The 25,536-nt window shown below is 61.3% G+C and carries 22 protein-coding genes; 16 read left to right on the plus strand and 6 right to left on the minus strand.

What is annotated here, in order from left to right; translation table 11 throughout:
• Positions 1-217: 217 nt before the first annotated feature.
• A complete protein-coding gene (gene gmd, locus VNX23_RS07770) occupies positions 218-1,303 on the plus strand; it encodes a GDP-mannose 4,6-dehydratase (protein ID WP_325628737.1) in 1,086 nt (361 codons plus the stop codon).
• On the plus strand, positions 1,284-2,240 hold the full coding sequence (gene fcl / locus VNX23_RS07775) for a GDP-L-fucose synthase (protein ID WP_325628739.1): 957 nt from the start codon (positions 1,284-1,286) through the stop codon (positions 2,238-2,240). Before gmd ends, fcl begins: the two co-directional genes overlap by 20 nt.
• Positions 2,241-2,343: 103 nt before the next feature.
• Here the strand turns inward: fcl and VNX23_RS07780 are convergent, their stop codons facing one another.
• Complete coding sequence (locus VNX23_RS07780; RefSeq protein ID WP_325628741.1) at positions 2,344-3,186, minus strand: uroporphyrinogen-III synthase; 843 nt, start codon at positions 3,184-3,186, stop codon at positions 2,344-2,346.
• Positions 3,187-3,491: 305 nt separating this feature from the next.
• On the opposite strand from VNX23_RS07780, the gene purU reads away from it, so the two are divergent.
• Entirely contained in the window at positions 3,492-4,355 is an 864-nt protein-coding gene (purU, locus tag VNX23_RS07785; RefSeq protein WP_325628743.1) for a formyltetrahydrofolate deformylase, read from the plus strand.
• 258 nt (positions 4,356-4,613) lie between these two features.
• Positions 4,614-7,409: a UPF0182 family protein gene (locus tag VNX23_RS07790; RefSeq protein WP_325628745.1), complete on the plus strand. Its 2,796-nt coding sequence runs from the start codon at positions 4,614-4,616 to the stop codon at positions 7,407-7,409.
• A 129-nt stretch (positions 7,410-7,538) separates the two neighbouring features.
• On the opposite strand, the gene VNX23_RS07795 is transcribed toward VNX23_RS07790, so the two are convergent.
• Positions 7,539-7,919 (minus strand): hypothetical protein, encoded by a 381-nt coding sequence (locus VNX23_RS07795; RefSeq protein WP_414642958.1) that lies wholly within the window; start codon positions 7,917-7,919, stop codon positions 7,539-7,541.
• Positions 7,920-8,437: 518 nt separating this feature from the next.
• On the opposite strand from VNX23_RS07795, the gene VNX23_RS07800 reads away from it, so the two are divergent.
• The 7 genes from VNX23_RS07800 (at position 8,438) to VNX23_RS07830 (ending at position 15,567) form a co-directional block, all read left to right on the plus strand.
• Positions 8,438-9,616 (plus strand): ABC transporter substrate-binding protein, encoded by a 1,179-nt coding sequence (locus VNX23_RS07800; protein WP_325628747.1) that lies wholly within the window; start codon positions 8,438-8,440, stop codon positions 9,614-9,616.
• Between the two features lie 183 nt (positions 9,617-9,799).
• Complete coding sequence (locus tag VNX23_RS07805; RefSeq protein ID WP_325628748.1) at positions 9,800-10,669, plus strand: branched-chain amino acid ABC transporter permease; 870 nt, start codon at positions 9,800-9,802, stop codon at positions 10,667-10,669.
• 11 nt (positions 10,670-10,680) lie between these two features.
• Positions 10,681-11,721: a branched-chain amino acid ABC transporter permease gene (locus VNX23_RS07810; protein WP_325628778.1), complete on the plus strand. Its 1,041-nt coding sequence runs from the start codon at positions 10,681-10,683 to the stop codon at positions 11,719-11,721.
• Positions 11,718-12,470 (plus strand): ABC transporter ATP-binding protein, encoded by a 753-nt coding sequence (locus VNX23_RS07815; RefSeq protein WP_325628749.1) that lies wholly within the window; start codon positions 11,718-11,720, stop codon positions 12,468-12,470. Before VNX23_RS07810 ends, VNX23_RS07815 begins: the two co-directional genes overlap by 4 nt.
• Positions 12,463-13,173 carry an ABC transporter ATP-binding protein gene (locus tag VNX23_RS07820; RefSeq protein ID WP_325628751.1) on the plus strand — a complete coding sequence of 237 codons (711 nt, stop codon included), beginning with the start codon at positions 12,463-12,465 and terminating at the stop codon, positions 13,171-13,173. Before VNX23_RS07815 ends, VNX23_RS07820 begins: the two co-directional genes overlap by 8 nt.
• 119 nt (positions 13,174-13,292) lie before the next feature.
• Positions 13,293-14,411 (plus strand): cobalamin-independent methionine synthase II family protein, encoded by a 1,119-nt coding sequence (locus tag VNX23_RS07825; RefSeq protein WP_325628753.1) that lies wholly within the window; start codon positions 13,293-13,295, stop codon positions 14,409-14,411.
• 1 nt (position 14,412) lies between these two features.
• The gene (locus VNX23_RS07830) at positions 14,413-15,567 is read left to right on the plus strand and encodes an NAD(P)/FAD-dependent oxidoreductase (protein WP_325628755.1); all 1,155 of its coding nucleotides are present in this window, start codon (positions 14,413-14,415) and stop codon (positions 15,565-15,567) included.
• Positions 15,568-15,572: 5 nt separating this feature from the next.
• Here the strand turns inward: VNX23_RS07830 and VNX23_RS07835 are convergent, their stop codons facing one another.
• Positions 15,573-16,688, minus strand: coding sequence for an AI-2E family transporter (locus VNX23_RS07835; RefSeq protein WP_325628757.1), 1,116 nt, complete (start codon positions 16,686-16,688; stop codon positions 15,573-15,575).
• Positions 16,689-16,785: 97 nt separating this feature from the next.
• Here VNX23_RS07835 and VNX23_RS07840 point away from each other — a divergent pair, with 97 nt between their 5' ends.
• The 3 genes from VNX23_RS07840 to VNX23_RS07850 all read left to right on the plus strand — a co-directional run bounded on the left by VNX23_RS07840 (position 16,786) and on the right by VNX23_RS07850 (position 19,798).
• On the plus strand, positions 16,786-18,075 hold the full coding sequence (locus VNX23_RS07840; protein WP_325628759.1) for a metallophosphoesterase: 1,290 nt from the start codon (positions 16,786-16,788) through the stop codon (positions 18,073-18,075).
• Between the two features lie 138 nt (positions 18,076-18,213).
• Positions 18,214-18,387 (plus strand): hypothetical protein, encoded by a 174-nt coding sequence (locus VNX23_RS07845; protein ID WP_325628761.1) that lies wholly within the window; start codon positions 18,214-18,216, stop codon positions 18,385-18,387.
• A 124-nt stretch (positions 18,388-18,511) separates the two neighbouring features.
• Positions 18,512-19,798: an MFS transporter gene (locus tag VNX23_RS07850; protein ID WP_325628763.1), complete on the plus strand. Its 1,287-nt coding sequence runs from the start codon at positions 18,512-18,514 to the stop codon at positions 19,796-19,798.
• 99 nt (positions 19,799-19,897) lie between these two features.
• Here the strand turns inward: VNX23_RS07850 and VNX23_RS07855 are convergent, their stop codons facing one another.
• Complete coding sequence (locus tag VNX23_RS07855; RefSeq protein WP_325628765.1) at positions 19,898-20,185, minus strand: hypothetical protein; 288 nt, start codon at positions 20,183-20,185, stop codon at positions 19,898-19,900.
• 248 nt (positions 20,186-20,433) lie between these two features.
• On the opposite strand from VNX23_RS07855, the gene VNX23_RS07860 reads away from it, so the two are divergent.
• Positions 20,434-21,456 carry a medium chain dehydrogenase/reductase family protein gene (locus VNX23_RS07860; RefSeq protein WP_325628766.1) on the plus strand — a complete coding sequence of 341 codons (1,023 nt, stop codon included), beginning with the start codon at positions 20,434-20,436 and terminating at the stop codon, positions 21,454-21,456.
• 332 nt (positions 21,457-21,788) lie between these two features.
• Positions 21,789-22,628, plus strand: coding sequence for a DUF1194 domain-containing protein (locus VNX23_RS07865; protein ID WP_325628768.1), 840 nt, complete (start codon positions 21,789-21,791; stop codon positions 22,626-22,628).
• A 151-nt stretch (positions 22,629-22,779) separates the two neighbouring features.
• Here VNX23_RS07865 and VNX23_RS07870 read toward each other — a convergent pair whose 3' ends face one another.
• Together VNX23_RS07870 and VNX23_RS07875 are read right to left on the minus strand one after the other, a co-directional pair.
• Positions 22,780-24,606: a tetratricopeptide repeat protein gene (locus VNX23_RS07870; protein ID WP_325628770.1), complete on the minus strand. Its 1,827-nt coding sequence runs from the start codon at positions 24,604-24,606 to the stop codon at positions 22,780-22,782.
• A gap of 713 nt (positions 24,607-25,319) precedes the next feature.
• Positions 25,320-25,536: hypothetical protein (locus tag VNX23_RS07875; RefSeq protein ID WP_325628772.1), on the minus strand; the 217-nt coding region annotated here is incomplete at its 5' end.

Consider the following 25,536-nt stretch of genomic DNA (forward strand, 5'->3'; position numbering starts at 1 on the left):
GATTGTGAGCCAAGGTTCCCAAACCCGCAAGGGCCGCTGGGTCGACCCCGTAAAGCATGGCTTCCGGACTCATTTGCTTGGGGGAACAGGGTCATGGTAGGGGGGTGCGTTTGCCCGACCGATACGGCCGCGACATACGGGCGGGTCGAGCGCAATTTCTTGTGTTATCGCCGTTGTACCGATTTTCGTGCAGTCCCACCGCGCGGTTGGAGCGAGAATGACGGACCAGGATTCGAAACGGCGCGTTGCGCTGATTACCGGCGTGACCGGACAGGACGGCGCCTATCTTGCCGAATACCTGCTCGGGCTCGGCTACACCGTGCACGGCATCAAGCGTCGTTCATCCTCCTTCAACACGCAGCGCGTCGATCACCTCTATGAGGATCCGCACGTCGGCAACGTGCCGTTCCTGATGCATTACGGCGACATGACGGATTCGACCAATCTGATCCGCCTGATGCAGCAGATCCGCCCGACCGAGATCTATAATCTGGCCGCCCAGAGCCACGTCGCCGTCAGTTTCGAAAGCCCGGAATATACCGCAAATGCCGACGCGATCGGGGTGCTGCGGCTCTTGGAGGCGATCCGGATTCTCGGCATGGAGAAGCAAACACGCTTCTACCAGGCGTCGACCTCGGAACTGTACGGCCTGGTGCAGGAGGTACCGCAGAAGGAAACCACCCCCTTCTATCCGCGCTCGCCTTACGGCGTCGCCAAGCTTTACGGCTACTGGATCACGGTGAACTATCGCGAGGCTTACGGCATGTTCGCCTCCAACGGTATCCTGTTCAATCACGAGAGCCCGATCCGCGGCGAGACCTTCGTGACCCGCAAGATCACGCGCGGCGTTGCCCGCATCGAGGCCGGCCTCGAAGAGGTGCTCTATCTCGGCAATCTCGACGCCAAGCGCGACTGGGGTCACGCCAAGGATTATGTCGTCGGCATGCACAGCATATTGCAGGCCGATCAGGCGGACGATTTCGTGCTGTCGACCGGACAGACGCGTTCGGTGCGCGAATTCGTCGAACTGGCGTTCGCCGAGGTCGGCCGCAGCATCGTCTGGCGCGGCAAGGGCGCAGACGAGACCGGCGTCGACAAAAAATCCGGCAAGACCGTGGTCCGCATCGATCCCATCTACTTCCGCCCGACCGAAGTCGATCTTTTGATCGGCGACTCCAGCAAGGCGCGGCAAAAGCTCGGTTGGGCGCCGAAGACGAGCTTTGCGGAGTTGGTTAAGGAGATGGTGGCCGCGGATTTGGCGATGGCGCGGCGCGAGGTTGCCAATGGCAAGAACCCCGTTTGACCTGAAAGGCAGGCGCGTCTTCGTTGCCGGCCACAAGGGAATGGTCGGCTCCGCTCTGGTGCGCCGGCTAGCCGGCGAAGACGTTGAGCTTTTGACGGTTGGCCGCAGCGTGGTCGATCTGTGCAATCAGGCCGCGGTGTTCGACTGGTTTGCCAAAGACCGCCCCGACGCGGTGTTCCTGGCGGCCGCCAAGGTCGGCGGTATCGTCGCCAACGACACGCTTCGCGCCGAATTCCTCTACGACAATCTGATCATCGCCGCCAACGTCATCCACGCCGCGCACCTCAACGGCGCCGCGAAGCTGATGTTTCTCGGTTCGTCCTGCATCTATCCCAGGCTCGCAACCCAGCCGCTGCGCGAAGATTCCATGCTGACCGGGCCGCTCGAGCCCACCAACGAGCCCTACGCGGTCGCCAAGATCGCAGGCATCAAGATGGTCGAGGCCTACCGCAGCCAGTATGGCGCAGATTTCATCAGCGTGATGCCGACGAATCTTTTCGGACCCGGCGACAATTATCATCCCGAGCACAGTCACGTCGTCGCCGCCCTGATCCGCAGGTTTCACGAGGCAAAACTTTCCGGCGCCTCCAATGTCGTGGTGTGGGGCACCGGCACGCCGCGGCGGGAATTTCTTTACGTCGACGATCTCGCGGATGCCTGCGTCCATTTGATGAAGATTTATTCCAGCGGCGAGCTCATCAACATCGGCACCGGCGAGGATATCACCATTGCCGATTTTGCCCGCGCGGTCGCAGACGTGGTCGGTTTCACCGGCACGATCAGCTTTGACGCCTCGCGGCCCGACGGCACTCCGCGCAAGCTGCTCGACGTCAGCCGCCTTGCGAGCCTTGGCTGGCGCGCACGCACCCCTCTTGCGGATGGCATCAAGCTCGCCTACCGGGCCTATTTGAGCGAGCACAAGCAGGCGGCGGAGTAGTTGGGGGCGACCACAGGTCATTCCGGGGCGATGCGCAAGCATCGAACCCGGAATCTCGAGATTCCGGGTCTGGTGCTAACGCACCATCCCGGAATGACGATTTTCAATTACGCCCCGCCCTTGGCCGCCTTTCCGCAAGCACTGTTGCCATCGCCGAGATCAGCGGCTTCATGAAGTAGGCATCATTGGCGGGATAGATGTCGGTGCGCAGGCCGTGTGACCTGAGTTCGTCGGAAACGGCCGGCCCGACGGAAGCGATCAGCGTCTTGTCGAGGCCTTGGCGCAGGCGCGCCTCGCAGCCCTTCGCCCGCGCGGTCTCGACCAGGCGGCGAACCTGGCCGAGATTGGTCAGCGCGATCGCATCGATCCGTCCCTCCGCCATCTCGTCGATCGCCGTGACGATATTGGCCTCCGCCGCCTTGGCGTCGTAGACGTAGGGCAGCACGGTGTCGACATTCCCGCCTTGCGCCGTGATCGCGCCGACCAGCGCGCTGTGGTCCTTGTCGGGGTAAAGCTGCAGGCCGACGCGGTGGCCCCTGAGATCGACGCGGGACAGCATCTCGGCGATGCCCTCCGACGTCGGCTTTTCCGTCGTGACCTCCGGCTCGAGGCCGATTTCACGAAGAGCGCGCCCCGGCTTCGGGCCGCGGGCAAATTTGCGCGCTTTTCCGATCGCTCTGACAAAATCCGCCTCGAGATGGGCGTTGCGAGCGACCTTCATCAATCGACGCAGCCCTTCGCCGGTCATCAGCACCAGATCATCGAAGGGCTTGGCGATGAAACGGCGTATCCAGGCCTCGACCGGCGCGGGGTCGGGCGCGTCGTTTATCTCGAACATCGGGCAATGCAGCACGTCGGCGCCCTGCTCGGCGAGCAGGCGGGAAAATTGCGCTTCCTCGCGCGTTTCCAGGATCAGGATGCGGTAACCGTTCAACCTGTCAGCCATGGTCTTTTCAGCCGTGTTTTTGATTTAATTCCGATTGCCGTCAGTTTGGTCCCGGAAGCGGGATTGGCGCAAGGCCATCCTAGAGCTCCGATTCCGAAGTTCGCAAGCAACCTGGGTGACCTCTGGTGCGAACTTCGGAATCAAAGGAGCTAGTATCTTATTCGCTTTCTAGTGCGGCTTTGAATTTGAAGTTCCTATGAAGAACTTGCGGCAACAGTGACAGGAACTTCAAATTCGCCGCACTAGCTGATAGAGCAGGGCGCCCATCGCCGTTTCCAGCCTGAATCATAGTCAAGCCCTTCGCCATGCCCGATCACCAGTTCGTTTTGACGCTGTCCTGTCCGGACCGCCCCGGAATCGTGTCCGCGGTATCGACGTTTCTGGCCCATAACGGGCAGAACATCCTCGACGCCCAGCAGTTCAACGACGTCGAGACCGGACATTTCTTCATGCGGGTGGTGTTCAACGCCGCCGATCTCGCCGTCAATCTGGCGGCCCTGCAAACCGGCTTCACGGCGATTGCGGACCGCTTCGGCATGGACTGGCAGATGCGCGACCGCGCCGCCAGGCGGCGCGTGATGCTTTTGGTGTCGAAATCCGATCATTGCCTGGCCGATATCCTCTACCGCTGGCGCACTGGTGAGCTGGAAATGATCCCGACCGCGATCGTCTCCAACCATCCGCGCGACACCTACGCCAGTCTCGATTTCGGCGATATGTCTTTTCACTATCTCCCGGTCACGAAAGAGACGAGGCGCGAGCAGGAAGCCGCGATCTGGAAACTGGTCAACCAGACCACGACCGACCTGGTCGTGCTGGCGCGCTATATGCAGATCCTGTCGGACGAAATGTCCTCAAAACTCGCCGGGCGCTGCATCAACATCCATCATTCGTTCCTGCCGGGCTTCAAGGGCGCGCGGCCGTATCATCAGGCCCATGAGCGTGGCGTCAAACTGATCGGCGCCACCGCCCATTATGTAACGAGCGACCTCGACGAGGGGCCGATCATCGACCAGGACGTCGAGCGCATCAGCCACCGCGATACGCCGGACGATCTCGTGCGCAAGGGGCGCGACATCGAACGGCGGGTGTTGGCGCGCGCCATCCGCTATCATCTCGAGGATCGCGTGATCCTCAATGGCCGCAAGACCGTGGTGTTCATGGATTGAGGGAAAAATGCGGCCTCGACGACCCGTCAAAGCGAGATTATTTTAAAGCGATCTGGCAGCAGAATCGGTTCACCTCTCCCCGTTGGGGAGAGGTCGGATCGCGCCATTAGACGCGATCCGGGTGAGGGGGTATTACCCTCACGAGAGACCGTAACCCCTCGCCCCAACCCTCTCCCATAGGGAGAGGGAGCGCAAAAAACGGATACAGCGCCGCGCGACCGGCGCCGCGACGTACATGGTTCTGCTATAAATTTCTCCATGATGATCGGAATTGCCGGACCGGCACTGAACGCCCCGCGGCGCCGCGTTGTGGCGGGATTTCTTATCGCCGCCATGATCGTCGGAGTTGGCCTGATCCTGCTGGGGCTCCTCGGCGACTTCCTGATCGACTGGATGTGGTTCTCCTCGATCGGCTACTCGCAGGTCTTCTGGACGACGATTGGTGCGAAGGCGGCAGTTTTCCTCGTCGTTTTTGCGGCGACCGCCATCGTTTTATGGGCCAACGGGCGGCTTGCACTTAAAAAAGCCGGGCGTCGAAGCAGGCTTCCCGTTGGCTTCGACCCGACGCTTGGGGCTGCTGTTGCGCCGCCCGATCCGTTCGAATTCTTCCGCGAGCGGCTTCCGTGGCCCGGCGTGATTGCCGCCAGTGCCGGTCTAATCGCTGTTTTTGTCGCTTGGGGGGAAACCGGCAACTGGAGCACCCTTCTGCGGTACTTTTATCAAGTGTCCTACGGCACCAACGATCCAATGTACGAGAAGGATATCGGCTTTTATTTCTTTTCCCTGCCTGCCTTTATCGTCGTCAAAAATTGGGCGTTGCTCACGCTCTTTGTGGCCGCACTGTTCGCCGGATTTGTCTACTGGGTGCACGGCGACATCGAGTACCAGGCCCAGCGAAGGTCGATATCGCCGACAGCGATCTGCCACGGCTCCGCGCTTCTTGGCTTGTTCTTTGCCGTGAAGGCATGGTCCTACGGACTTGATCGCTACCTCCTGCTGTTTGGGGACAACGGCGTGGTGGTCGGCGCAAGCTATACCGATATCCACGTGCAGCTGCCGGTGCTGTGGTTGCTGATCGCGCTCTCGATCGTCGCCGCACTTGCCGCATGGGCGAACATGTGGGTGCGTACCTATCGGCTCCCGGCCGCGGCGATAGTGCTGCTGTTTGGCGGCGCCTTCCTGCTATCAGGCCTGATCCCTGGATTGTTTCAGCGATTCTACGTCAAACCGAGCGAATTGGAGTGGGAGCGGCCCTACATCCAGCGCAACATCGCGCTGACCCGCGAGGCCTACAATCTCAATCGGATCACGCCGAAGCCGTTTCCCGCCGAACAGAACCTGACCTTCGCCACACTGGAAGCCAACAAGGCCACGATTGAAAATATAAGATTGTGGGATTGGCAACCGCTGGCCGACACCTACGCCCAACTGCAGGAGATCCGCACCTATTACAGATTGCGCGATCTCGACGTCGATCGTTACTGGCTTGGCGGCACCTACCAGAGCGTGATGCTCTCGGCGCGCGAGCTGAATTCCTCGCTGCTGCCAGCTAACGCACAGACATGGGTCAACCGCCACATCCTGTTCACGCACGGCAATGGCGCGGTGATGAGTCCGGTAACCCGGAAAAGCGGTGAAGGGCTTCCGCTTTTCTACCTGCGCGACATTCCCCCGGTGGCGCGCGGCGGCCCCGAAATCCGCGAGCCGCGTATCTACTACGGAGAAGAAAGCAGCGACTATGTCATCGTCAAGGGAACAGTTCCGGAATTCGACTATCCGAAGGGGACGGACAACGTCTACGCTTTCTATGACGGGTCCGGCGGCATCCCGATGTCGGGAATGTTGCGGAGATTGATCTTCGCCCACCATTTCAACGACGTGAACCTGATGCTTTCGGATTATGTCACCGACAGCAGCCGAATAATGATTCGGCGCAACATTCAGGAACGGGTCGGCACCATCGCCCCGTTCTTCCGCCTCGATCGCGACCCCTATCTGGTCATCAGCGAGGGCCGGATGTTCTGGATGCAGGACGCCTACACGACGAGCGATTATTTCCCGTATGCGCAGCCCGTGCCTGGCCTCGACCTCAACTACATCCGCAATTCGGTGAAGATCGTGATCGACGCCTATAACGGTACAGTCGATTTTTACCTGATGGATCCGGCCGACCCGATCGTTGCTACCTATCAGCGAATCTTCCCTGGACTATTCAAGCCGTTCGCGGTCATGCCGCCCGATCTAAAAAAGCACATTCGGTATCCCGAGGATCTCTTCCGCGTTCAGGCGCGGCTTTTCCAGACCTACCACATGGAATCTGCGGATGTTTTCTACAACCGCGAGGACCTTTGGCAATTCCCACGCCAGCCGGCTGGCGACGGCGTCTCTTCAGCGGAAGGCGTTACGGCGATGGTCCCTTACTACATCATCATGCGGTTGCCTGGAGAAGCGCAGGCCGAATTCTTCATCATGATCCCGATGGTGCCAAGCCGCCGCGACAATATGATCGCGTGGCTCGCCGCCCGCTGCGATGCGCCCGGCTACGGCAAGCTGATCGTGTACGAATTTCCCAAGGAGAAGCTGGTCTACGGACCGTTCCAGATCGAGGCGAGAATCCATCAGAACACCGAGATCTCCCAGCAGATATCGCTTTGGAACCAGATGGGCTCGCGGGTTATCCGGGGAAACCTGCTCGTGATCCCGATCGAGAATTCGATCCTCTACGTGTCGCCACTGTACTTGAGGGCCGAGCAGGGACATTTGCCGGAGCTTAAGCGGGTGATTGCCGCCTATGGCGAGCATGTGGTCATGGAGGAAACCCTTGCCGCGGCGCTGTCGGCGCTGTTTACGGAAAGCGCAGTCGCGGCGGCGGCGGCGGGTACTGCAACAGAAGCACGTGAAGGGTCCGCAGCAAGACGCGCGCAGGAAGCGCTCGATCATTACAATCACGCGATCGAGCGGTTGAAATCCGGTGATTGGACCGGCTTCGGCAAAGAGATCGATGCGATGCGCGGTGTTTTGGAAGATATTCGTCGGCAACCGGACAGCCGCTGAGATTGATGCGGCTTGCGCCTTTCGCCCGTCCCGTCATTCGCTGCTGTGCCGCTTTGGGAGCAAAGAGGAGCCAACGTCGATGCATCACGCCACCCGGTTTATCGGCACAGGAACAGGACCCGAATTAATTCAGTGGACCGGATCCAGCGGCTGCGCTGAAGTCGCCGACGCCGGTGAGGTTGATCCAGGCGCGGCCGCATTCGCGTTGTTCGCCGGCTCGAGGCGCTTGCGCTCACGCTCCTTGATGTATTCATCATATTCCGGCGTGCCCCGTCGCGGCGGCACGTCGGCCGGCAAGCCACCGGCCCACTGCGGAAGGGCATCGCCCATGCCGGCCCCAATCCTCTCATTGATCGAACTGCAACCTGCAAGTGCAAGGGCCGCGAGCACGAGCGCGAGGAGGCCGAGGCTATGGTGAACGCGGAGCGGCATCTTCAGGATGTAGGAAGCAATCGCCTGCAAAAGAGATGGATTTAGGGCCGCAAGGCGCGCCCATCGTTCCTCGGCCACCCGAAGCCCTTGGTTCAACCCCTCCGGCAGGGGATCACCCCAAAACCGTGTCGGGAAAGTCTCCTTAAATCACGCTGCGCTGATCGAGGGTCATGCTGGGCGGATAGATTTTTCGGTTTTCGCTTCTTTGTTGACAGGACCATGTTATTTGTACATTCGTACAAATAACATGGTCGGCGACGCACCACACCGATAGGGACTTCAAATTTGCCGGACTAGAGCCTTTTGGGTTCTGATTGAATCAGAACCGAGGCTCTAATCTTTTGTTTTGACGCGTTTTTCTTCACGCGAACCGGTATCCACTTCGCTCGAAAACGCTATAGTGTTTTCAGGTATCATTGCACCGGGATGGCTTCCTTCCAGGGGGCAGGTTTGGCGCTTGCCAACGACGGGGCGCGTATGCGCCAACGTCGCTGGATCGACAAAGGGCGAATCATCGGCTGCGGAAATCCGGGCTATGGTGAGGCAGGACCTTCGGTTCGAGCCGCAACAATTACCGATACGGGGGAGGAGAGTTTATGTTTGTTCGCAGTCAAACCCTGCTGGCCGCAGGCGCCGCAGTTTTAGCGAGCGCGCTTGCGTTTGCCCCGGCGCGAGCCGAGGACACGGTCAAGATCGGCCTGATCCTGCCGATGACCGGTGGCCAGGCATCGACCGGCAAGCAGATCGACAACGCGATCAAGCTCTACATGCAGCAGCACGGCAACACCGTTGCCGGCAAGAAGATCGAAGTCATTCTCAAGGATGACGCGACGCTCCCCGACAACACCAAGCGTCTCGCCCAGGAATTGATCGTCAACGACAAGGTCAATGTCATCGCCGGTTTCGGCATCACGCCGGCGGCACTCGCCGCGGCCCCGCTTGCGACGCAAGCGAAGGTGCCGGAAGTCGTGATGGCGGCCGGTACCTCGATCATCACCGAGCGTTCGCCCTATATCGTGCGCACCAGCTTCACGCTGGCGCAATCGTGCACCATCATCGCCGACTGGGCGGTCAAGAACGGCATCAAGAAGGTCGCCACGCTGACTTCCGATTACGCCCCCGGCAACGACGCGCTGAACTTCTTCAAGCAGAATTTTACCGCCGGCGGCGGACAAATCGTCGAAGAGGTCAAGGTTCCGCTCGCCAATCCCGACTTCGCGCCGTTCCTGCAGCGAATGAAGGACGCCAAGCCCGACGCCATGTTCGTGTTCGTGCCGGCGGGGCAGGGCGGCAACTTCATGAAGCAATATGCCGAACGCGGGCTCGACAAGGCCGGCATCAGGGTGATCGGTCCTGGCGACGTCACCGACGACGATCTCTTGAAGGATATGGGCGATGCCGTACTCGGCACGGTCACCGCCCATCTCTATTCTGCGGCACATCCCTCGGCGATGAACAAGGAGTTTGTCGCCGCCTACAAGAAGGCGTTCGGCCAGCGCCCCGGCTTCATGGCGGTCGGCGGCTATGATGGTATCAACCTGATTTACGATGCGCTGAAGAAGACCGGCGGCAAGACCGACGGCGACGCGCTGATCGAGGCCATGAAGGGCATGAAGTGGGAAAGCCCGCGCGGACCGATTTCGATCGATCCGGAAACCCGCGACATCGTGCAGAACATCTATATCCGTAAAGTGGAGAAGGTCGACGGCGAACTCTACAACGTCGAATTCGCGACCTTCGAGGGCGTCAAGGATTCCGGCAAGACCAAGAAGTGACGCTGAAAGTGTCGCGCCATCCCTCCCCCTTGTGGGGAGGGTGGCACGTTGAGAGCGAAGCGAACAACGTGCCGGGTGGAGGTCAATCTTGCCACTATCACACCCCACCCCGGCCTTCGCTTCGCTTGGCCGACCCTCCCCACAAGGGGGAGGGATGAGCGGCCAGCGGGAGCTTGTATCTCCATGACCTCCATCCTCACCAATCTGTTCGACGGTGTCGCCTACGGCATGCTGCTGTTCGTTCTGGCGTGCGGTCTTGCCGTGACGCTCGGCCTGATGAACTTCGTCAACCTCGCGCACGGTGCTTTCGCGATGGCCGGCGGCTATGTCTGCGCGGTGCTGGTGAATCAATCCGGCTGGCCGTTTTTTGCCGCTCTCCCGCTGGCGTTCGTCTCGAGCGCCATCATCGGCGCGGCGCTGGAACGCACGCTTTACCGGCACCTTTACACGCGTAGTCATCTCGACCAGGTGCTGTTCTCGATCGGGCTCGTCTTCATGTCGGTGGCGGCGGTCGACTACATCATGGGATCGTCGCGCATCTTCATCAAGCTTCCCGCCGCGCTCGAAGGGCAGTTCGACTTTTTCGGCGTCGGCATCGGCCGCTACCGGCTGATGATCATCGTGATCTGCGGCCTGTTGACCGCTCTCTTGCAGCTGGTGCTGGCGCGCACCCGCTTCGGCAGCCGCCTGCGCGCCGCGGTCGATGACGCGCGAGCGGCGAGCGGGCTTGGCATCAACGTGCCGCAGGTGTTTGCCTTCACCTTTGCCTTCGGCTGCGGCCTTGCCGGGCTTGGCGGTGCGCTGAGTGCGGAGATCCTCGGGCTCGATCCGTATTTTCCGCTAAAATTCATGATCTACTTTTTGATCGTGGTGACGGTTGGCGGCTCTTCCAGCATCACCGGGCCGTTCCTGGCTTCGCTCCTGCTCGGCATCGGCGACGTCGCGGGTAAATATTATGTGCCGAAGATGGGGCCGTTCGTGATCTACACCATCATGATCGTGATCCTGATCTGGCGTCCGAACGGCCTGTTCGGCCGTCCCGCAGCGCGTTGAGGCAAGTGGTGGTGGATCAAAGCATCGCGCAAGCCGAGGTCGGACGTTACGCCAGTGCCGCCGCACGGTGGCACTGGAGCGAGATCGTGTTCTGGTGCTTTCTGCTGGCGTGCGGCTTTCTGTTTCCGTCGCGTTATCTGATCATGACCGAGATCCTGCGGCTGGCGCTGTTTGCGCTGTCGCTTGATCTGATCCTCGGCTATGCCGGCATCGTTTCGCTCGGCCATGCGGCTTTCTTTGGCATCGGCGCCTATGGCGCAGGCCTGCTTGCGTTGCATGGCATCATCAACGAGCCCGTTATCGCACTGCTAGCCGCGGGCCTTGCCGCCACGGCGATCGGCTTCCTCACCAGCTTCCTGGTGATCAGGGGCGTCGACCTGACCCGGCTGATGGTGACGCTTGGCATTGCGCTCCTGCTGGAGGCGCTCGCCGAGCGCTATTCCAACATCACCGGCGGCACCGACGGTCTGCAGGGCATCGAGATGGCGCCTGTTTTTGGCCTGTTCGCTTTCGACCTGTTCGGCAAGGTCGGCTTCTTCTACTCGCTCGCCACCCTGTTCATCCTGTTTCTTCTGGCGCGACGGATCGTGCATTCGCCGTTCGGTCTGTCGCTGCGCGCGATCAGGAACAACCCGTTGCGTGCGGCTGCCGTCGGCGTTCCCGTCAACCGCCGCCTGATCGCGGTCTACACGTTCGCAGCCTTCTATGCCGGGATCGCGGGCGCGCTGTTCACGCAGACCACGGCGCTTGCTTCTCTCGACGTGTTCGCTTTCGAGCGCTCGGCGGATTTGATGCTGGTTCTGGTGATCGGCGGCACCGGTTATCTCTATGGCGGGCCGATCGGCGCGGTGATCTTCAAGATATTGCAGGAATTCTTTTCCACCATCACGCCGCAATACTGGCAGTTCTGGATCGGGCTCGTGTTTGTGGTGATCGTGCTGGTGGGGCGCGCGCGCCTGCACCGCTGGATCCTGTTCGTGCCCAACCTTGTCATCGCTCAGCTCAAGGGGACCAAAGCCGTCGTCACGGTTCCGGAGAGCGACGCCTCATGAGCATCGCGCTAGAAACACGCGGGCTGCAAAAGCAGTTTGGCGGGCTGAAGGTGACGCGCGACCTGTCGCTCAAAATCGAGCAGGGCGCCCGCCACGCGTTGATCGGCCCGAACGGCGCCGGCAAGACCACCGTCATCAATCTTTTGACCGGCGTGCTGAAACCCAATGGCGGGCGCATCCTGCTGGAAGGAAACGACATCACCGGATTGCCGGTGCATGTGCGGGTGCTGCGCGGCCTGTCGCGCACCTTCCAGATCAACCAGCTCTACCCCGACCTGACGCCGATCGAGACGGTCGGGCTTGCGGTCTCCGAGCGTCTGGGCCGCGGCGGCGACTGGTGGCGGGTGATGGGCACGCGCGACGACGTCAACGGCGAAATCACCGAGAACCTGGCGCGTTTCCACCTTCTCGACGTGATGCACGAGCCGACCGCGGCCTTGCCTTATGGCAAACAGCGCCTGCTGGAGATCGCGGTCGCGATTGCCACCAAGCCGCGCGTGCTGCTGCTCGACGAGCCCGCCGCCGGCGTTCCCGAAAGCGAACGCCACGACATTCTCGCCGCGGTCGCCGCACTGCCGCGCGAGGTCACGGTGCTTCTGATCGAGCACGACATGGACCTGGTATTTTCGTTCGCCGACCGGATTTCGGTTCTGGTCAATGGCGCGCTGTTCGTCGAGGGCGCGCCGGAGGAGGTCGCGCGCGATCCCAGGGTCAAGGCGGTCTATCTGGGCGAGGCCGCCGATGGCTGACCTGCTCAGGATCGAGAATTTGCGCGCAGGCTACGGCGAGGCGGTCGTCTTGCCCGACATGTCGCTGCGCCTGCCGGAAGGCCAGGTGCTGGCGCTATTGGGCCGCAACGGCACCGGCAAGACCACGCTGATCAATTCGATTGTCGGGGTCACCCGCCGCTTCGGCGGCACGATCAACCTTTCGGGGCGCGACGTCACGGCGATGCGGCCCGATCAGCGGGCGCGGACGGGCATCGGCTGGGTGCCGCAGGAGCGCAACATTTTCCGCTCGCTGACGGTGGAAGAAAACATGACCGCGGTGGCGCAAGCCGGGCCGTGGACGGTGGAAAGGGTCTACCAGATGTTTCCGCGCTTAAAAGAGCGCCGCAACAATTTCGGCAACCAGCTCTCCGGCGGCGAGCAACAGATGCTGGCGATCGGCCGCGCGCTCACGCTCAACCCGAAAGTCCTGCTCTTGGACGAGCCGACCGAGGGCCTGGCCCCGATCATCGTCGAGGAGCTGTTGCGGGCGCTTGGCACCATCACCCGCGCCGGCGGCATCTGTTCCATCATCGTCGAGCAGAATGCGCAGAAGGTTCTGGAGCTCGCCGATCGCGCCGTGATATTGGAACGCGGCACAATCGTGCATGATGCGGCAAGCAGCGCCTTGAAGGCCGATCCGGCGGCGCTGGAGCGGCATCTGGGCGTGGCGGGGAAGACGTGAGGATAGCCTTCCTCGTCATTCCGGAGCGATGCGACAGCATCGAATCCGGAATCTCGAGATTCCGGGTCTGGTCCTTCGGACCATCCCGGAATGACCGTGGGTTTTAAGGAGTAACAACCATGCAAAGAACAAGGCCCCCCTTCCGCGCCGACGAGGTCGGCAGCCTGTTGCGGCCGCCGCGCATCAAGGAGGCGCGCGCCAAACTCGAAAAGGGCGAGATTTCACCCGACGATCTGCGCAAAATCGAGGACATGGAGATCGAGAAGGTGGTGCATCGGCAGTCCTCGACCGGGTTGAAGCTCGCCACCGACGGCGAATTCCGCCGCTCCTGGTGGCACTTCGACTTCCTGTCGAAATTGACCGGCTGCGAATTGTTTCATCCCGAGGAGGGCATCCAGTTCGCCGGCGTCCAGACCCGGCATGAGGCGGTGCGCGTGATCGGCAAGCTCGATTTTCCCGACGATCATCCGATGCTCGAGCACTTCAGATTCCTGAAGAAGAAATGCGAGGTCGCCCATGTGACCCCCAAGATGACGATTCCATCGCCCTCGGTGCTGCATTTCCGCGGCGGCCGCAAGTCGATCTCGAAGGACGTCTATCCCGATATCGAGGTGTTCTTTCAGGATCTCGCAAGGACTTACCGCAAGGCGGTGAAGGCATTCTACGATGCGGGCTGCCGCTATCTGCAGCTCGACGATACTGTGTGGGCCTATCTCTGCTCGCAGGACGAGCTTGCCAAATTGCGTGAGCGCGGCGAAGCGCCCGACAATCTGCAGGAGATTTACGCCCGCATCATCAATTACGCGATCGCCGAGCGCCCGTCCGACATGACCATCACCACGCATGTGTGCCGCGGCAATTTCCGCTCCACCTGGATTTCATCCGGCGGCTATGAGCCGGTGGCCGAGAGGTTGCTCGCGGGCACCAACTACGACGGCTATTTCCTCGAATATGATTCCGAGCGCGCCGGCGGCTTCGAGCCGCTGCGCTATCTGCCCAGGGGCAACAAGATCGTGGTGGTCGGCGTGATCACGTCCAAGAGCGGTCAGCTCGAGAACAGGGATGCCATCAAGCGGCGGCTGGAGGAGGCGTCCCGGTATGCCTCGCTCGATCAGCTCGCGCTGTCGCCGCAATGCGGCTTTGCCTCCACCGAAGAGGGCAACATCCTGACCGAGGAGGAGCAATGGGCCAAGCTCCGCCTTGCCGTCGAAGTGGCGCAGGACGTGTGGGGGAACTAGGGTGAGCAAATCGCCATCGCCTGACGCGATCGTCATCGGAGCAGGCCCGGCAGGGCTCGCATGCGCCGCGACCATGCGCGCGAAAGGCGTTTCCGTCACCGTCGTCGAGAAGGCCGATCACGTCGGCTCGGCCTGGCGAAGCCACTACGATCGTCTCCACCTGCACACGGATCGCAGGCACTCCGGCCTGCCGGGCATGGCCATGCCCGCTACCTATCCGCTCTACCCATCGCGCGCGCAAATGGTGGAGTATCTCGAAAGCTATGCCGCGCGATTTGATATCCGGCCCCTCTTCGCAACCGAGGTCCGTTCCCTGCAGCGGCTGGGAGCGCAATGGAGCGTCGGCACCTCCAACGGCGCCATTGCCGCGCCCGTCGCGGTCGTCGCTACCGGCATCGCCAGCGCGCCTTATCGTCCGTCCTGGCCGGGAATGGAAATCTATCGGGGACACGTCGCCCACAGCAGCGGCTACCGCAATCCCGCGGCCTATGCCGGCAAGCGTGTGCTGGTCGTCGGTTTCGGCAATTCGGGCGGCGAGATCGCGCTCGATCTTGCGGAAGCGGGCGTCGATGTCGCGCTGGCGGTCCGCGGCCCGGTTCAGATCCTGCCGCGCGATCTCCTCGGCCTGCCGATCGTGACATGGGCGATCATGTACCGACACTTGCCGGCTCGCCTCGTCGATATCGTCAACGCGCCGGTCCTGCGGCTTGCGCTCGGCTCGATGGAAAAGCTCGGATTGCGCCGTGCCGCGAAGGGACCGCTGCAGATGATCAGCGAGGACGGGCGCGTGCCCCTGATCGATGTCGGCACGCTTCGTAAGATCAGGGACGGCTCCATCCGGATACGTCCCGGCATCGATCGCCTGACGGAGAACGGCGTCGTGTTCGACGATGGAAGAACCGAGGCGTTCGACGCCATGATCCTGGCGACCGGTTTTCGTCCCGACCTGCGGGATTTGGTGCCGGATGTTAAAGACGTGCTCGATCAAAAAGGAATGCCGCTCGCGGTTGGCCGTTCGACCGCGGCGCCCGGACTTTATTTCTGTGGCCAGGTCACCTCGCCGACCGGACAGTTGCGCGAGATCGGCCTTGAAGCGCGACGGATTGCCGAGCTCGCCCGCAACTATCTCGCAGCGTCAGGCTCGCGCGCGGCTTAGCTAAATCAGTCCATCTTCTTGTCGGAAGGCGTCAGTCTGACCGCATCTGCCACAGTTGCCTTCGGGATGGCCGAATAAAGGGAGCTTTCGTAATATCGTTGTAACGCGAAGCGCGTCAGCACGCCGATAGCGGACGCAAGCGGCACGGCAATTAAAAGGCCGACGAACCCGAACAGGTAGCCGAACGCGAACAGCGCAAACATGATCCAGACCGGGTTCAAGTTGACGCGCCGGCCGACGAAATAGGGCGACAGCAAATAGTCTGACAGCGTCTGGCCGACGAAGAAGATCGCCGGAACGATCCATATCACGGCCCAATGCGGCCAGAACTGTGCAATCGCAACGCACGTCGATATGACGAGCCCGCCCAGCGAGCCGAGATACGGCACGAAGCTTATCAGTCCTGCCGCAATGCCGATCAGGAGCCCATGCTTGAGCCCAAGCAAGGACAGCGCTGCCGCGTAGAATACCGCGAGGATCAGGCACAGCGTGCCCTGACCGATCACAAAGCCGCCGATCGTGTCGTCGATCTCGCGAGCAAGAGCCCGGACGGTTTCGCGCTGCGCCGGCGGTATCCAGTTGTCAATAACCGCCACCATCTTCTTCCAATCATAGATGAGATAGCAGGCAATGATCGGGGTCACCACCAGGAGGGAGAAGACCGAGATCAGCGCCCGGCCTCCGGTCCAAACCGAACCCAGAAAGTCGCGGAACCAGGCAGTCGCCAATGTGGTAAGTTCGCCGACCGACTGCTCGGCGGGGGCTAGGCCTTCTCCGACAAGCTTGCTCAGCCACGGCCGATTTGAATCGGTTGCGATCTCCCGCACCCTTTTGATGTAGAGCGGAAAATTATCGACGAAATAGGCAAGCTCGCGGACTACGACCGGGGCGGTCAGAATGATAAGCGCGGTCACGCCGAAAACGAACGACCCGACGATGGTTAGCGTTGCAATGAGGCGATTCATTCCGAGCCGTTCCAGCCGGGTGGCCAGAGGATCAAGCAGATACGCCAGCAGCATACCGGCGACGAAAGGTAACAGGACTTCACGCAATAGAACGACGGCGACGACGACCGCCGCCAATACCGCAATCCAGAATGCGACGGGCCGAGTGAGGTTCATGGTTCAAGCTTACATCAAGCATGCCGCGGGGATATCCTGCGCACGCGTATGACCCACGGTCGGAAATTGTCGAGCGGTCTGGCACGGAGATCATACTTTGGCACAGAAGTATTACTTTGTCAGTGACCTGCACATGGGTGGCGACGGTCAATTGCAGCATTGCGATTACGCGGCCGAGTTCATCGAATTCCTGAAGGAGTTGGAAAAAGAAGGCCCCGACACCGAGTTTCTGATCGTGGGCGACACGTTTGGCTTCTGGGAGCTCACGCTCGTACGCGGAGTCGAAAGGCTTGCGCACATCATACAGGCGCACCAGGCGATTTTCGATCAACTCAGGGCCACCGGTGCGCGCATCAAGGTGACCATGATGGTCGGGAATCACGATTACGATCTGGCTTGCGATCCGGCCTTCGTGGAGAAACTGCAGGCATACAACATTCATCTGGACCCGAGCCTGGTCCTGATCCGCGCGGTGGGCGACAAGACGATATGGATCGAACACGGACAGCAGCGCGATCAGTTCAACAGCTTCCCCGAATATGGCAACGCTTACGCTCTCCCGGTGGGCTACTTCATCACGGAAACCTTCGTCAGTGGAGCCAGCCGGTATTCCGACTTCGGCCGGGGAGATTGGCTCAAGGACATCCGCTCCGTAGGCACGATGCAGATTCCCGACTGGATGCTGTCGAACTACTTCTACCGCGAGATGAGTATGGCGCTACGCTGGGTGCTGCTGCCCTTCCTGCTGCTGGCCGGCGTCACGGTGATAGCGATTCTCGGGGAGATCCTTCGGGTCGCAGGCATCTTTGATTACAATATCCTATTTCACAACCCGCTGATGAGCAGGCTGGGGATCATCGACAACGTGCTTCAGGTCGTGATCACCATCAATTCTGTATTTTTGATTTTGTTCGGTATCCCTGCGTTGGTCGTCGAACGTGACCTCATGCGAACGTTGCATCGCTTTCGTCTACAGACGAGCCACGGAGTGACCCCGAACCTCGATTCGGAAGCGCCCTATCTAAAAGCGGCTCAGGAGGTTTTTCAGGCGGATGACAAGGTAGCGGTGTTCATTTTCGGACACACGCATTCGGCGTTCCTGCGGCGACTGGGTCCTGCCGGTCAAGTCGTCATCAATACCGGTACGTGGCTGAAGCTATTGTCCCGTGTTCCGGTGCGCTTTGGCTTGTTGCCTGCGGTCTACTATCCTTCGTATCGCTTGAATTACTTCCGGATCGAGAAGGAAAACGACCAAATTGTGATCGACTACGTCGAAATTCCCAAGACCCCTGAGCGCGAACTGACTTGGCTGCAGCGTCTCGTGATCCTGGGGAGGGTGTCCAAGTCGCCAGAAGCAATCCCCGCAAGGACGATTATCGATCTGTAATGCGTTGCTCAGCGATCGTGCAAAGCCTCCAGGAAGCCTTGCACCGGGAATTTGACGCGCAAATAGCTCATCATGCCGTTCTTCTTGATTGTCGCCCTTGCTATCCCGCGACCGCACGGACATACTGCGCCCGCGACGATGACTGGCATAGTGCAGCCTCTCGGAGCCGTCGATGGCGCGGCGCAGGATATCGACACCGGCTCGGGTCTTGCCGCCACTGGTCTTGCCGCCACCGGTCTTGCCGCCACCGGTCTTGCCGCCACTGGTCTTGCCGCCATCGCGGCGAGCCGCGGACGCCGTCACCCTTTCTGAGATAACAGCCGCTTTTTGGGTCCCGACTTTCCTGGTCGGGCGATGGTGGCCGCGCGCGCGATAAAACGGAGAAAAAGCAGAATAAGAACAAGCACACCCAGGCAGACATGGAGGAGGAGCGCCTATGACAATGACGGCCGAGATGCCCGGCCAGGTGCCGTGGTGGAAAGAGCCGACCAAGGATCAGTGGGTCGCATGGATCGCGGCCTGGCTCGGTTGGACCCTCGATGCATTCGACTTCACCATCTTCCTGCTGATCATGGTGCCGATCGCGGAATCGTTCAACGTGCCGCTGATCGAGGTGACGGCGGTCTTTACCATAACCCTATGGCTGCGGCTGGTGGGTGCCGTCGGCTCCGGCTGGCTCGCCGATCGCGTCGGGCGCAAGACGCCGCTGATGATCTCGATCCTCTGGTATTCGATCTGTAATCTTCTCGCCGGCCTTGCGCCAAATTTTGCGTTGCTCTTCCTGTTCCGTGCGCTGCTCGGCATCGGCATGGGTGCGGAGTGGCCCGCCGGCGCTGCGCTCGCCATGGAGTCCTGGCCGGCGCGCTCGCGCGGCCTGATGAGCGGTGTGCTGCAGGGGTCCTGGAGCATCGGCTTCCTGCTCTCGAGTCTGGCCTACGGGCTGCTCTACGACACGATCGGCTGGCGCGGCCTGCTCATTCTCGGCGTTCTGCCGGCTTTGACGGTGGTCTGGATTCGCATGTACGTCAAAGAACCGAAGGTGTGGGTGGAGAACCGCCGCATCCAACGCGAGCAGCATCAGGAATTTCGCGTTCCGCTGTTCGAAATCTTCCGCCCGCGCATCCTTGGCAATACCATGATGGCTTGCCTGTGGATGGCGAGCGGTTTCGTGATCTACTACTCGGTCTACGGCATGTTCGCCACCCATCTCCAGAAGGACCTGCATCTGGGGGCTGCGATGGTTGCCATGCCGATCGCGATGGCGAACCTCGTTGCGTTCCTGGCGAGCGGCTTCTGGGGTTACGTCGCCGACGTGTTGGGCCGGCGATGGGCGATGATCATTCCGGGGGCGATCGGCGCACTGATCACGCCGCTGTATCTGTTTCCGGAATCCTACGCGTTCGTGGCCGGCGCCTTCATCCTGCAGGGCGCGTTTCTTGGCGCGATCTATGGACAGAACCCTGCCTATCTGTCGGAGCGGTTTCCGACCGAGGTGCGGGCGACAGCGTCGGCCTTCTGCTATCATCAGGGCGCGATATGGGCGGGCTTCACCGGGCCGGTGCTGACCTATTTCGCGCTCAACCAGCCGCTCGGCTTCACCGTTCCGATGCTGATCTCGACCACCGGTGCGGCGATCGTGTTCGTCCTCACGTTGCTGTACAGCCCGGAAACCAAGGGCAAGGTGCTTGTGTCCGAACTCACCTTGGTCGAAGAGCCGGCGTGACGGTCCGGCAGACCGCGGCCGCCATATCAGCCGGCGGCCGCGACCGTGTCTCCGCGCGAGGTCCGGCGGGTGTGCGGCGCCGAATTGGCGATGCGGAGCTCAACATTTCGATAGGTCGCACACCTCCAATACCTTCAATGATCGCTGGCGAACACAGTTGGAGAACTCGCCAGCGCCGATGCAGGTATCGATTTCCTTGTTGGTTTGACCCGCTAGACAATCAGCGTAGTTGCGGTCCTTTCCTTCCCCGAACTTCTGTCGAAATTTGCCGAGGCAAGCTTTATTTGCCCGTGCAGTCTGTCCGACCCACTTTTCACGCTCGAGCGGCTCCGCCTGAGCAAGAAACGTCGACCCAAGCAACATCGCGATGATCAAAGCATAGCGCATGTTCTTTTCTCCGAAGATCGTCTGGCGCCTCTTCGTGCACGGACAGCATTGCAGCGGCCCTTGCGGCCACCGCCAATGCCGCTAAGATTTGTGGCTGGAGAAAGCCAGCCCCAGCGACCCAATGAGGTACAGGCTGTGTGTAACCTTTATGGCGTCACGCCAGCGGTGCCTTTCGTTGCCATCCTCGAATCTTCCAAATGGCTCTTATATAATTTTGGGCTCTAAGCCCGAATGCCGAGGTCGCCGTCATGCGGCAAATCTGGATCACGAAGACTGGCGCGCCTGAAGTTCTCGAGGTGAAAGAAGCGCCCGACCCAGAGCCCAAGGCCGGCGAAGTCCGGATTCGCGTCGAGGCAAGCGGAGTTAATTTCGCCGACATTATGGGCCGCCTGGGTCTTTATCCCGACCTGCCTCCCATCCCGGTCGTGCCTGGTTATGAGGTCAGCGGCCACATCGATGCTGTTGGTGCGGGTGTCGCGCCGGATTGGGCAGGCCGTGATGTTTTGGCGGCGACCCGATTTGGCGGTTATGCCGATACTGTATGCGTCCCGATCAGGCAGGTTTTCGCTCGCCCGCCTGGCATGTCGGCGTTGGAAGCAGCCTCGATCCCGGTCAATTATTTCACTGCCTGGCAGCTTATCGTCGTCATGGGCGGTCTTAAGGCAAACGAGACGGTCCTCATCCATTCGGCCGGCGGCGGCGTCGGCATTGCGGCAACCCAGATCGCAAAGCACATCGGTGCCCACGTCATCGGCACTGCGTCCGCGGCCAAACACGCCGAATTACGCGCGCTCGGCACCGACCACCTGATCGATTACCGAACGGAGGACTTCGAGACCCGCACGAGGGAAATCACCAACGGCCGCGGCGTCGAGCTCATTCTCGACGCCGTCGGCGGCGAGTCGTGGAAAAAAGGATATCGCATTCTCGCACCAACAGGACGGCTTGGCATTTTCGGTATTTCCGCGGCCGTGAGCGGCAAGGAACGCAGCCTTCTGGGAATGCTGGCTACGCTTGCCCGCGTTCCCTGGTTCCAGTTCAACCCGCTTTCGCTGATGAATGCGAACAAGGGCGTCTTCGGCGTCAACCTCGGCCATATGTGGGGTGAGATCGATCGCCAGCGCCAATGGGCCGATCAGCTATTGAACTTGTGGACACAGGGCGCCATCAAGCCGAGGGTCGCGCGCACCTTCCCGTTCGCCGAAGCTCCACAAGCGCATCATTTCGTCCAAGATCGCAGGAATATCGGCAAAGTTCTTTTAGTGCCGTAACTTTCATTCCCGATCGCCTCCGCGAAGGCCAGAAACAAACGCTGGGCGGGAGTCACGCTCTTGCCGGTCGCTGACGGCATGGAACGCCGCCGCGGTACGCCAAAATCGAATTTGCAGCGGATGTCGAGAATGTCCGTTTGTCGGGGGCAGACCGGAAGAGGTTGGCACCAGATCGAAACGGCGCTTTCGACAAGAAGCGGTCGTTTCCGCGCTTTTCCTCATGGTCCCCGATCACACCTCGATTGATCGGACATGAACACAATTGCGTGTTTCCGCTTTTCGCGGCGCGTTTTGGATGTCACCATCCTCTGTGAATGGTCGGGAGGGCCGCCATGCGCTGGTGTGTCTCGGTCGGGGCGGTGCTTGTTGCGGGGGCGATAGTCGGAGGTGACGTTGCCGGCGTTGCCGCGCCGGGTCCGAATTCCCGATTCGCCGACGCCAGGCACAATGTAGCGTCCGTCAATGTCGAGCTCGTCATCGCCGTCGACGTCTCCTATTCCATGGATCTGGACGAACTGGCGATTCAGCGCGAGGGCTACGCACAAGCCATCGTCTCGAAAGACTTCCTGCAGGCGCTGAGGGCCGGTCCGGGCGGCAACGTGGCCGTGACCTATTTCGAGTGGTCGATGTCGGGCGACGAGAAGATCATCATTCCCTGGCGAGTGATCGACGGCCCGGAATCGGCGGATGCCGTGGCCGCCGAGATCATGAAAACGCCGGTTCGCCGAGGTTCGAGTACCTCGATTTCCGGCGCGATTAATTTCGCCGTGCAACTGTTCGAGGAGAATCCCTATCGCGGGTTGCGACGCGTCATCGATATTTCCGGCGATGGGCCGAACAACGACGGAGCCCCCGTAACCGGCGCGCGCGACGCTGCGCTGGCGAAGGGAATTATCATCAACGGCCTGCCTATCATGGTGAAGGAGCCATCGTCGATGATCGATATCGAGAATCTCGATCTCTATTACGAGGACTGCGTGATCGGAGGGCCGGGCGCCTTCATCATGGCGATCAAGGATCGCGAAAAATTCCAGGAAGCGATCCGCACCAAGCTTGTTCTCGAAGTTGCAGGCCGCACGCCGGAGCGCCGGATCGTCCCAGCCGCCGAGAAAGAGCCGCGCGTGCCCTGTCTGATCGGCGAAAAAAAATGGCAGGAGCGAAGGGCGCGGTGAGTATCGAGACAATCATTTCGAGCCGCCGATAGGTAACGAACGTCAAATCGGCTCCACTAGTGGTCCGATTCCAACATTCGCATCCCGTCTCGGCGAGCACTTTTGCGAATGTTGGAATCAAACGACCACCAGCGGCACCACGCGTTGAGGGTCACAACTTCGACAGCTCCAGCTGCTGTCGGTTGCCGACCCACGTCTTGGCAAGGTCCGCTTCCAGCTTGCTCGCCTGGTCGGCCTTGCCGCGCGCCTTATAAAGTTCGGCTAGCCCGTACCACGACCAGCCGTTGCCGGGGGCACGCTTGAGCGCGCGCTGGAACTGCTCCTCGGCTTCGTCAAGTCGGCCCGCCTGCATCAGCGCGGCTGCGAGCGACTGCCGCACCGGGTAATACCAATAGGGCGGCTCCATGTAGGGCAGCCCGTCCTGCAGCGCAGCCGCCCGCTCGAACCGCTCGATCGCTGCAGCCTTGTCGCCCTGACGCTGCGCGACGCGGGCCTCGATGACAGTGCGCGCCAGCGCCAGCACGTCCTGTGCCGGCACGCCCGAGGAATTGAGCAACGTGAAATCCCCGCCCTCAAGCGCCGCGATCGCGGTCGCCTCCGCCTTGGCGGCGGCAAACTCGCCCTGTGCCGCGTAGGCAGTGCCGCGCGCGTAGTGCCACATCGCCTTGACGTAGGGAATGGCGTCGCCGGGATCGGGGAGCGCCAGAACGACTGCGGAAGGGCTGAACAACGCATGGGCGAAGTAGGGCGCTGCCTTGACCGGCTGCACCAGTGCGATGCCGCGCGCGACCTCGTCGGGGATGAGACCGCGCAGCTTCTCCGCCGCCGCGATCACGGTGGGTCCGTCGCCCGCCATCTGGGCAGACGCCAGCACGAAATGGACGTTGTGCGGGTAGTAGCCAAGGCGATACACGCCCATGGGCGCATTGGTCGACGTCAGATATTTTTCGTCCACCCCGATCGCAGTTTTGTTGTCGGCCAGCGCGTCAAGATAGCGCCCGACCCGGTAATAGATGTGGCTCGGCATGTGCACGAGGTGGCCGGCACCGGGAATGGCTCCCCGCAGCCGGTCGGCATAGGGCTCGGCGCGCTCTGGCCGGTCGGATGCCTCCACCGCGTGGATGTAATAGTGCATTGCGCCCGGATGGTTCGGGTCGCGCGCCAGTACGCGTTCGAGAGTCGGCACGATGGGGCTGCTTTGTGGGTTTGGTGCGTGGCCGCCGGGCTGCCAGTAATTCCACGGGCTGACGTCCATCACCGATTCGGCGTAGAGCACCGCGATCTCGTTGTCGTCCGGGAACTGCGCCGCGACCTTCTCCATGGCTGACGCATAAGCGGCATCGAGCGGTACGCGGTCCGCCTTCGCGTCCTTGGCGTAGCGGGTCGAGACCGCTGCAATCAGCGCCTGCTCGCGCGCCGTCGCCTTGGCGGCGAGCATGCGCGCCTTCTCGGCTGCCGCGAAGGCCGGCGCCACCGCGTCTTCCTGCATCGGCAGATTGATGTTGGGGCCGAGCACCAGCGCTTCGCCCCAGAAGCACATGGCGCAGTCAGGATCGAGCTTCTGCGCCTTGCGGAAGGCGCGCTGCGCCTCACTGTGATTGAAGGCGTAGGTGAGCCGGAGCCCTTGATTGAAATACGACTGCGCCTGCTCGTTCGCGGTCGTGATTTTGTATGTCACCCCGCCAAGCCCCTCCCACAGCGGCGGATCTGTGTCGGCGAAAGCGGCTGCCGGCGAGGCGGCCTGCATTTCCGCTTGCGGCACCTCCGTGCGCGTCTGGGCCAGGCGCAGCATGACGCGGGTTACGCCACCCGACGCCGGCCCATGACAGACGGCGACATTGGCGCCGGGCTGTCGCTCGGTAGCGGCGGCGACGGCCGCGCTGTCGGTTGGGTTGCCGCCAACGGCGAACGGTGCAAACAAGCCGCCCAGCGCCGCACCTGCGACGAGAAGCGGCGGCAAGGGGAAAATCATCCGCATGGTGCCCTCCAATCTGGTGATGGAGCTCAGGCGGAGCGCGGCGCCGTGAGCGGTGCGCGACCGCATGGCAGGCGCGGAGACTACTCCCAATCCGCGCTCCGTGCGCGCGATGTCAGCCAACGTCCCATCGCGTCATTTCGCCGCTGCGTAGCAACTACGTCACTTCGTGAGCGAAGCGGAGATCGGTCCCCGGAAAGCACAGCTGGATCGGTGGATGTCCCTGTTTCCGCGACGCTTGCCTTAAAAATCGCGTGCGCCAAAAATCGAATTTCTCGTTGCAGCTCAAGCTGATTTGCCCTGTCCAGTCGGGCGGATAAAAAAATTCCGCTTCGCGCTTCACCCAAATCACACTTACGATTCGCGTTATCCCGCGCCAAATCCAAGGGGCGTTTCGCGATCGTCACGAGCGTTGGTGCGGGATGCGATGGACGCCGACGGCGCACGAGACGAGTGCGCACGTCGCGTACAGCGAAGCCATGTGGTCCTGATGCCTCGACGCTGGCATCAAGTTCTTAAGAAGCTAACGCTTCTCAGGGATGACGGTGACAAGAAAGCCCGATCACCGGGGAGAGCGCGGAGTAAGCCGTAAAGCCATTCGCGCAGGGAGTGCCGGATAGTCTGGCCGACCTGTGGTGGACTTACTCGTGTGCTTTTTTATTTCGCACGCGAGGCCGCGGGTGCGACCGTGCATCCGGCATTCCCTGCGCCCTCGATTAATCGAGGGCGGGACGTTTTTCACCAAACCTCGGGCGCTCGCGCCGCGGGAACGCCGTCGCGTGTCGTCTTTGTCCCGGCTTCCACGAAGCCGGCACATGTGGTGAGATAAAGCAAAGCCCGGGAGCGAAATGATGCCCAAAACAACCAGCGCCCTTGCCTCGCGCCGTCACATTGTGAAAGCTGCGGGCCTTTCGATCGGCGCGGCGGCCGCAT

Origin of the sequence: Bradyrhizobium sp., from assembly GCF_035570375.1 — a bacterium.
Classification (GTDB): Bacteria; Pseudomonadota; Alphaproteobacteria; order Rhizobiales; family Xanthobacteraceae; genus Bradyrhizobium.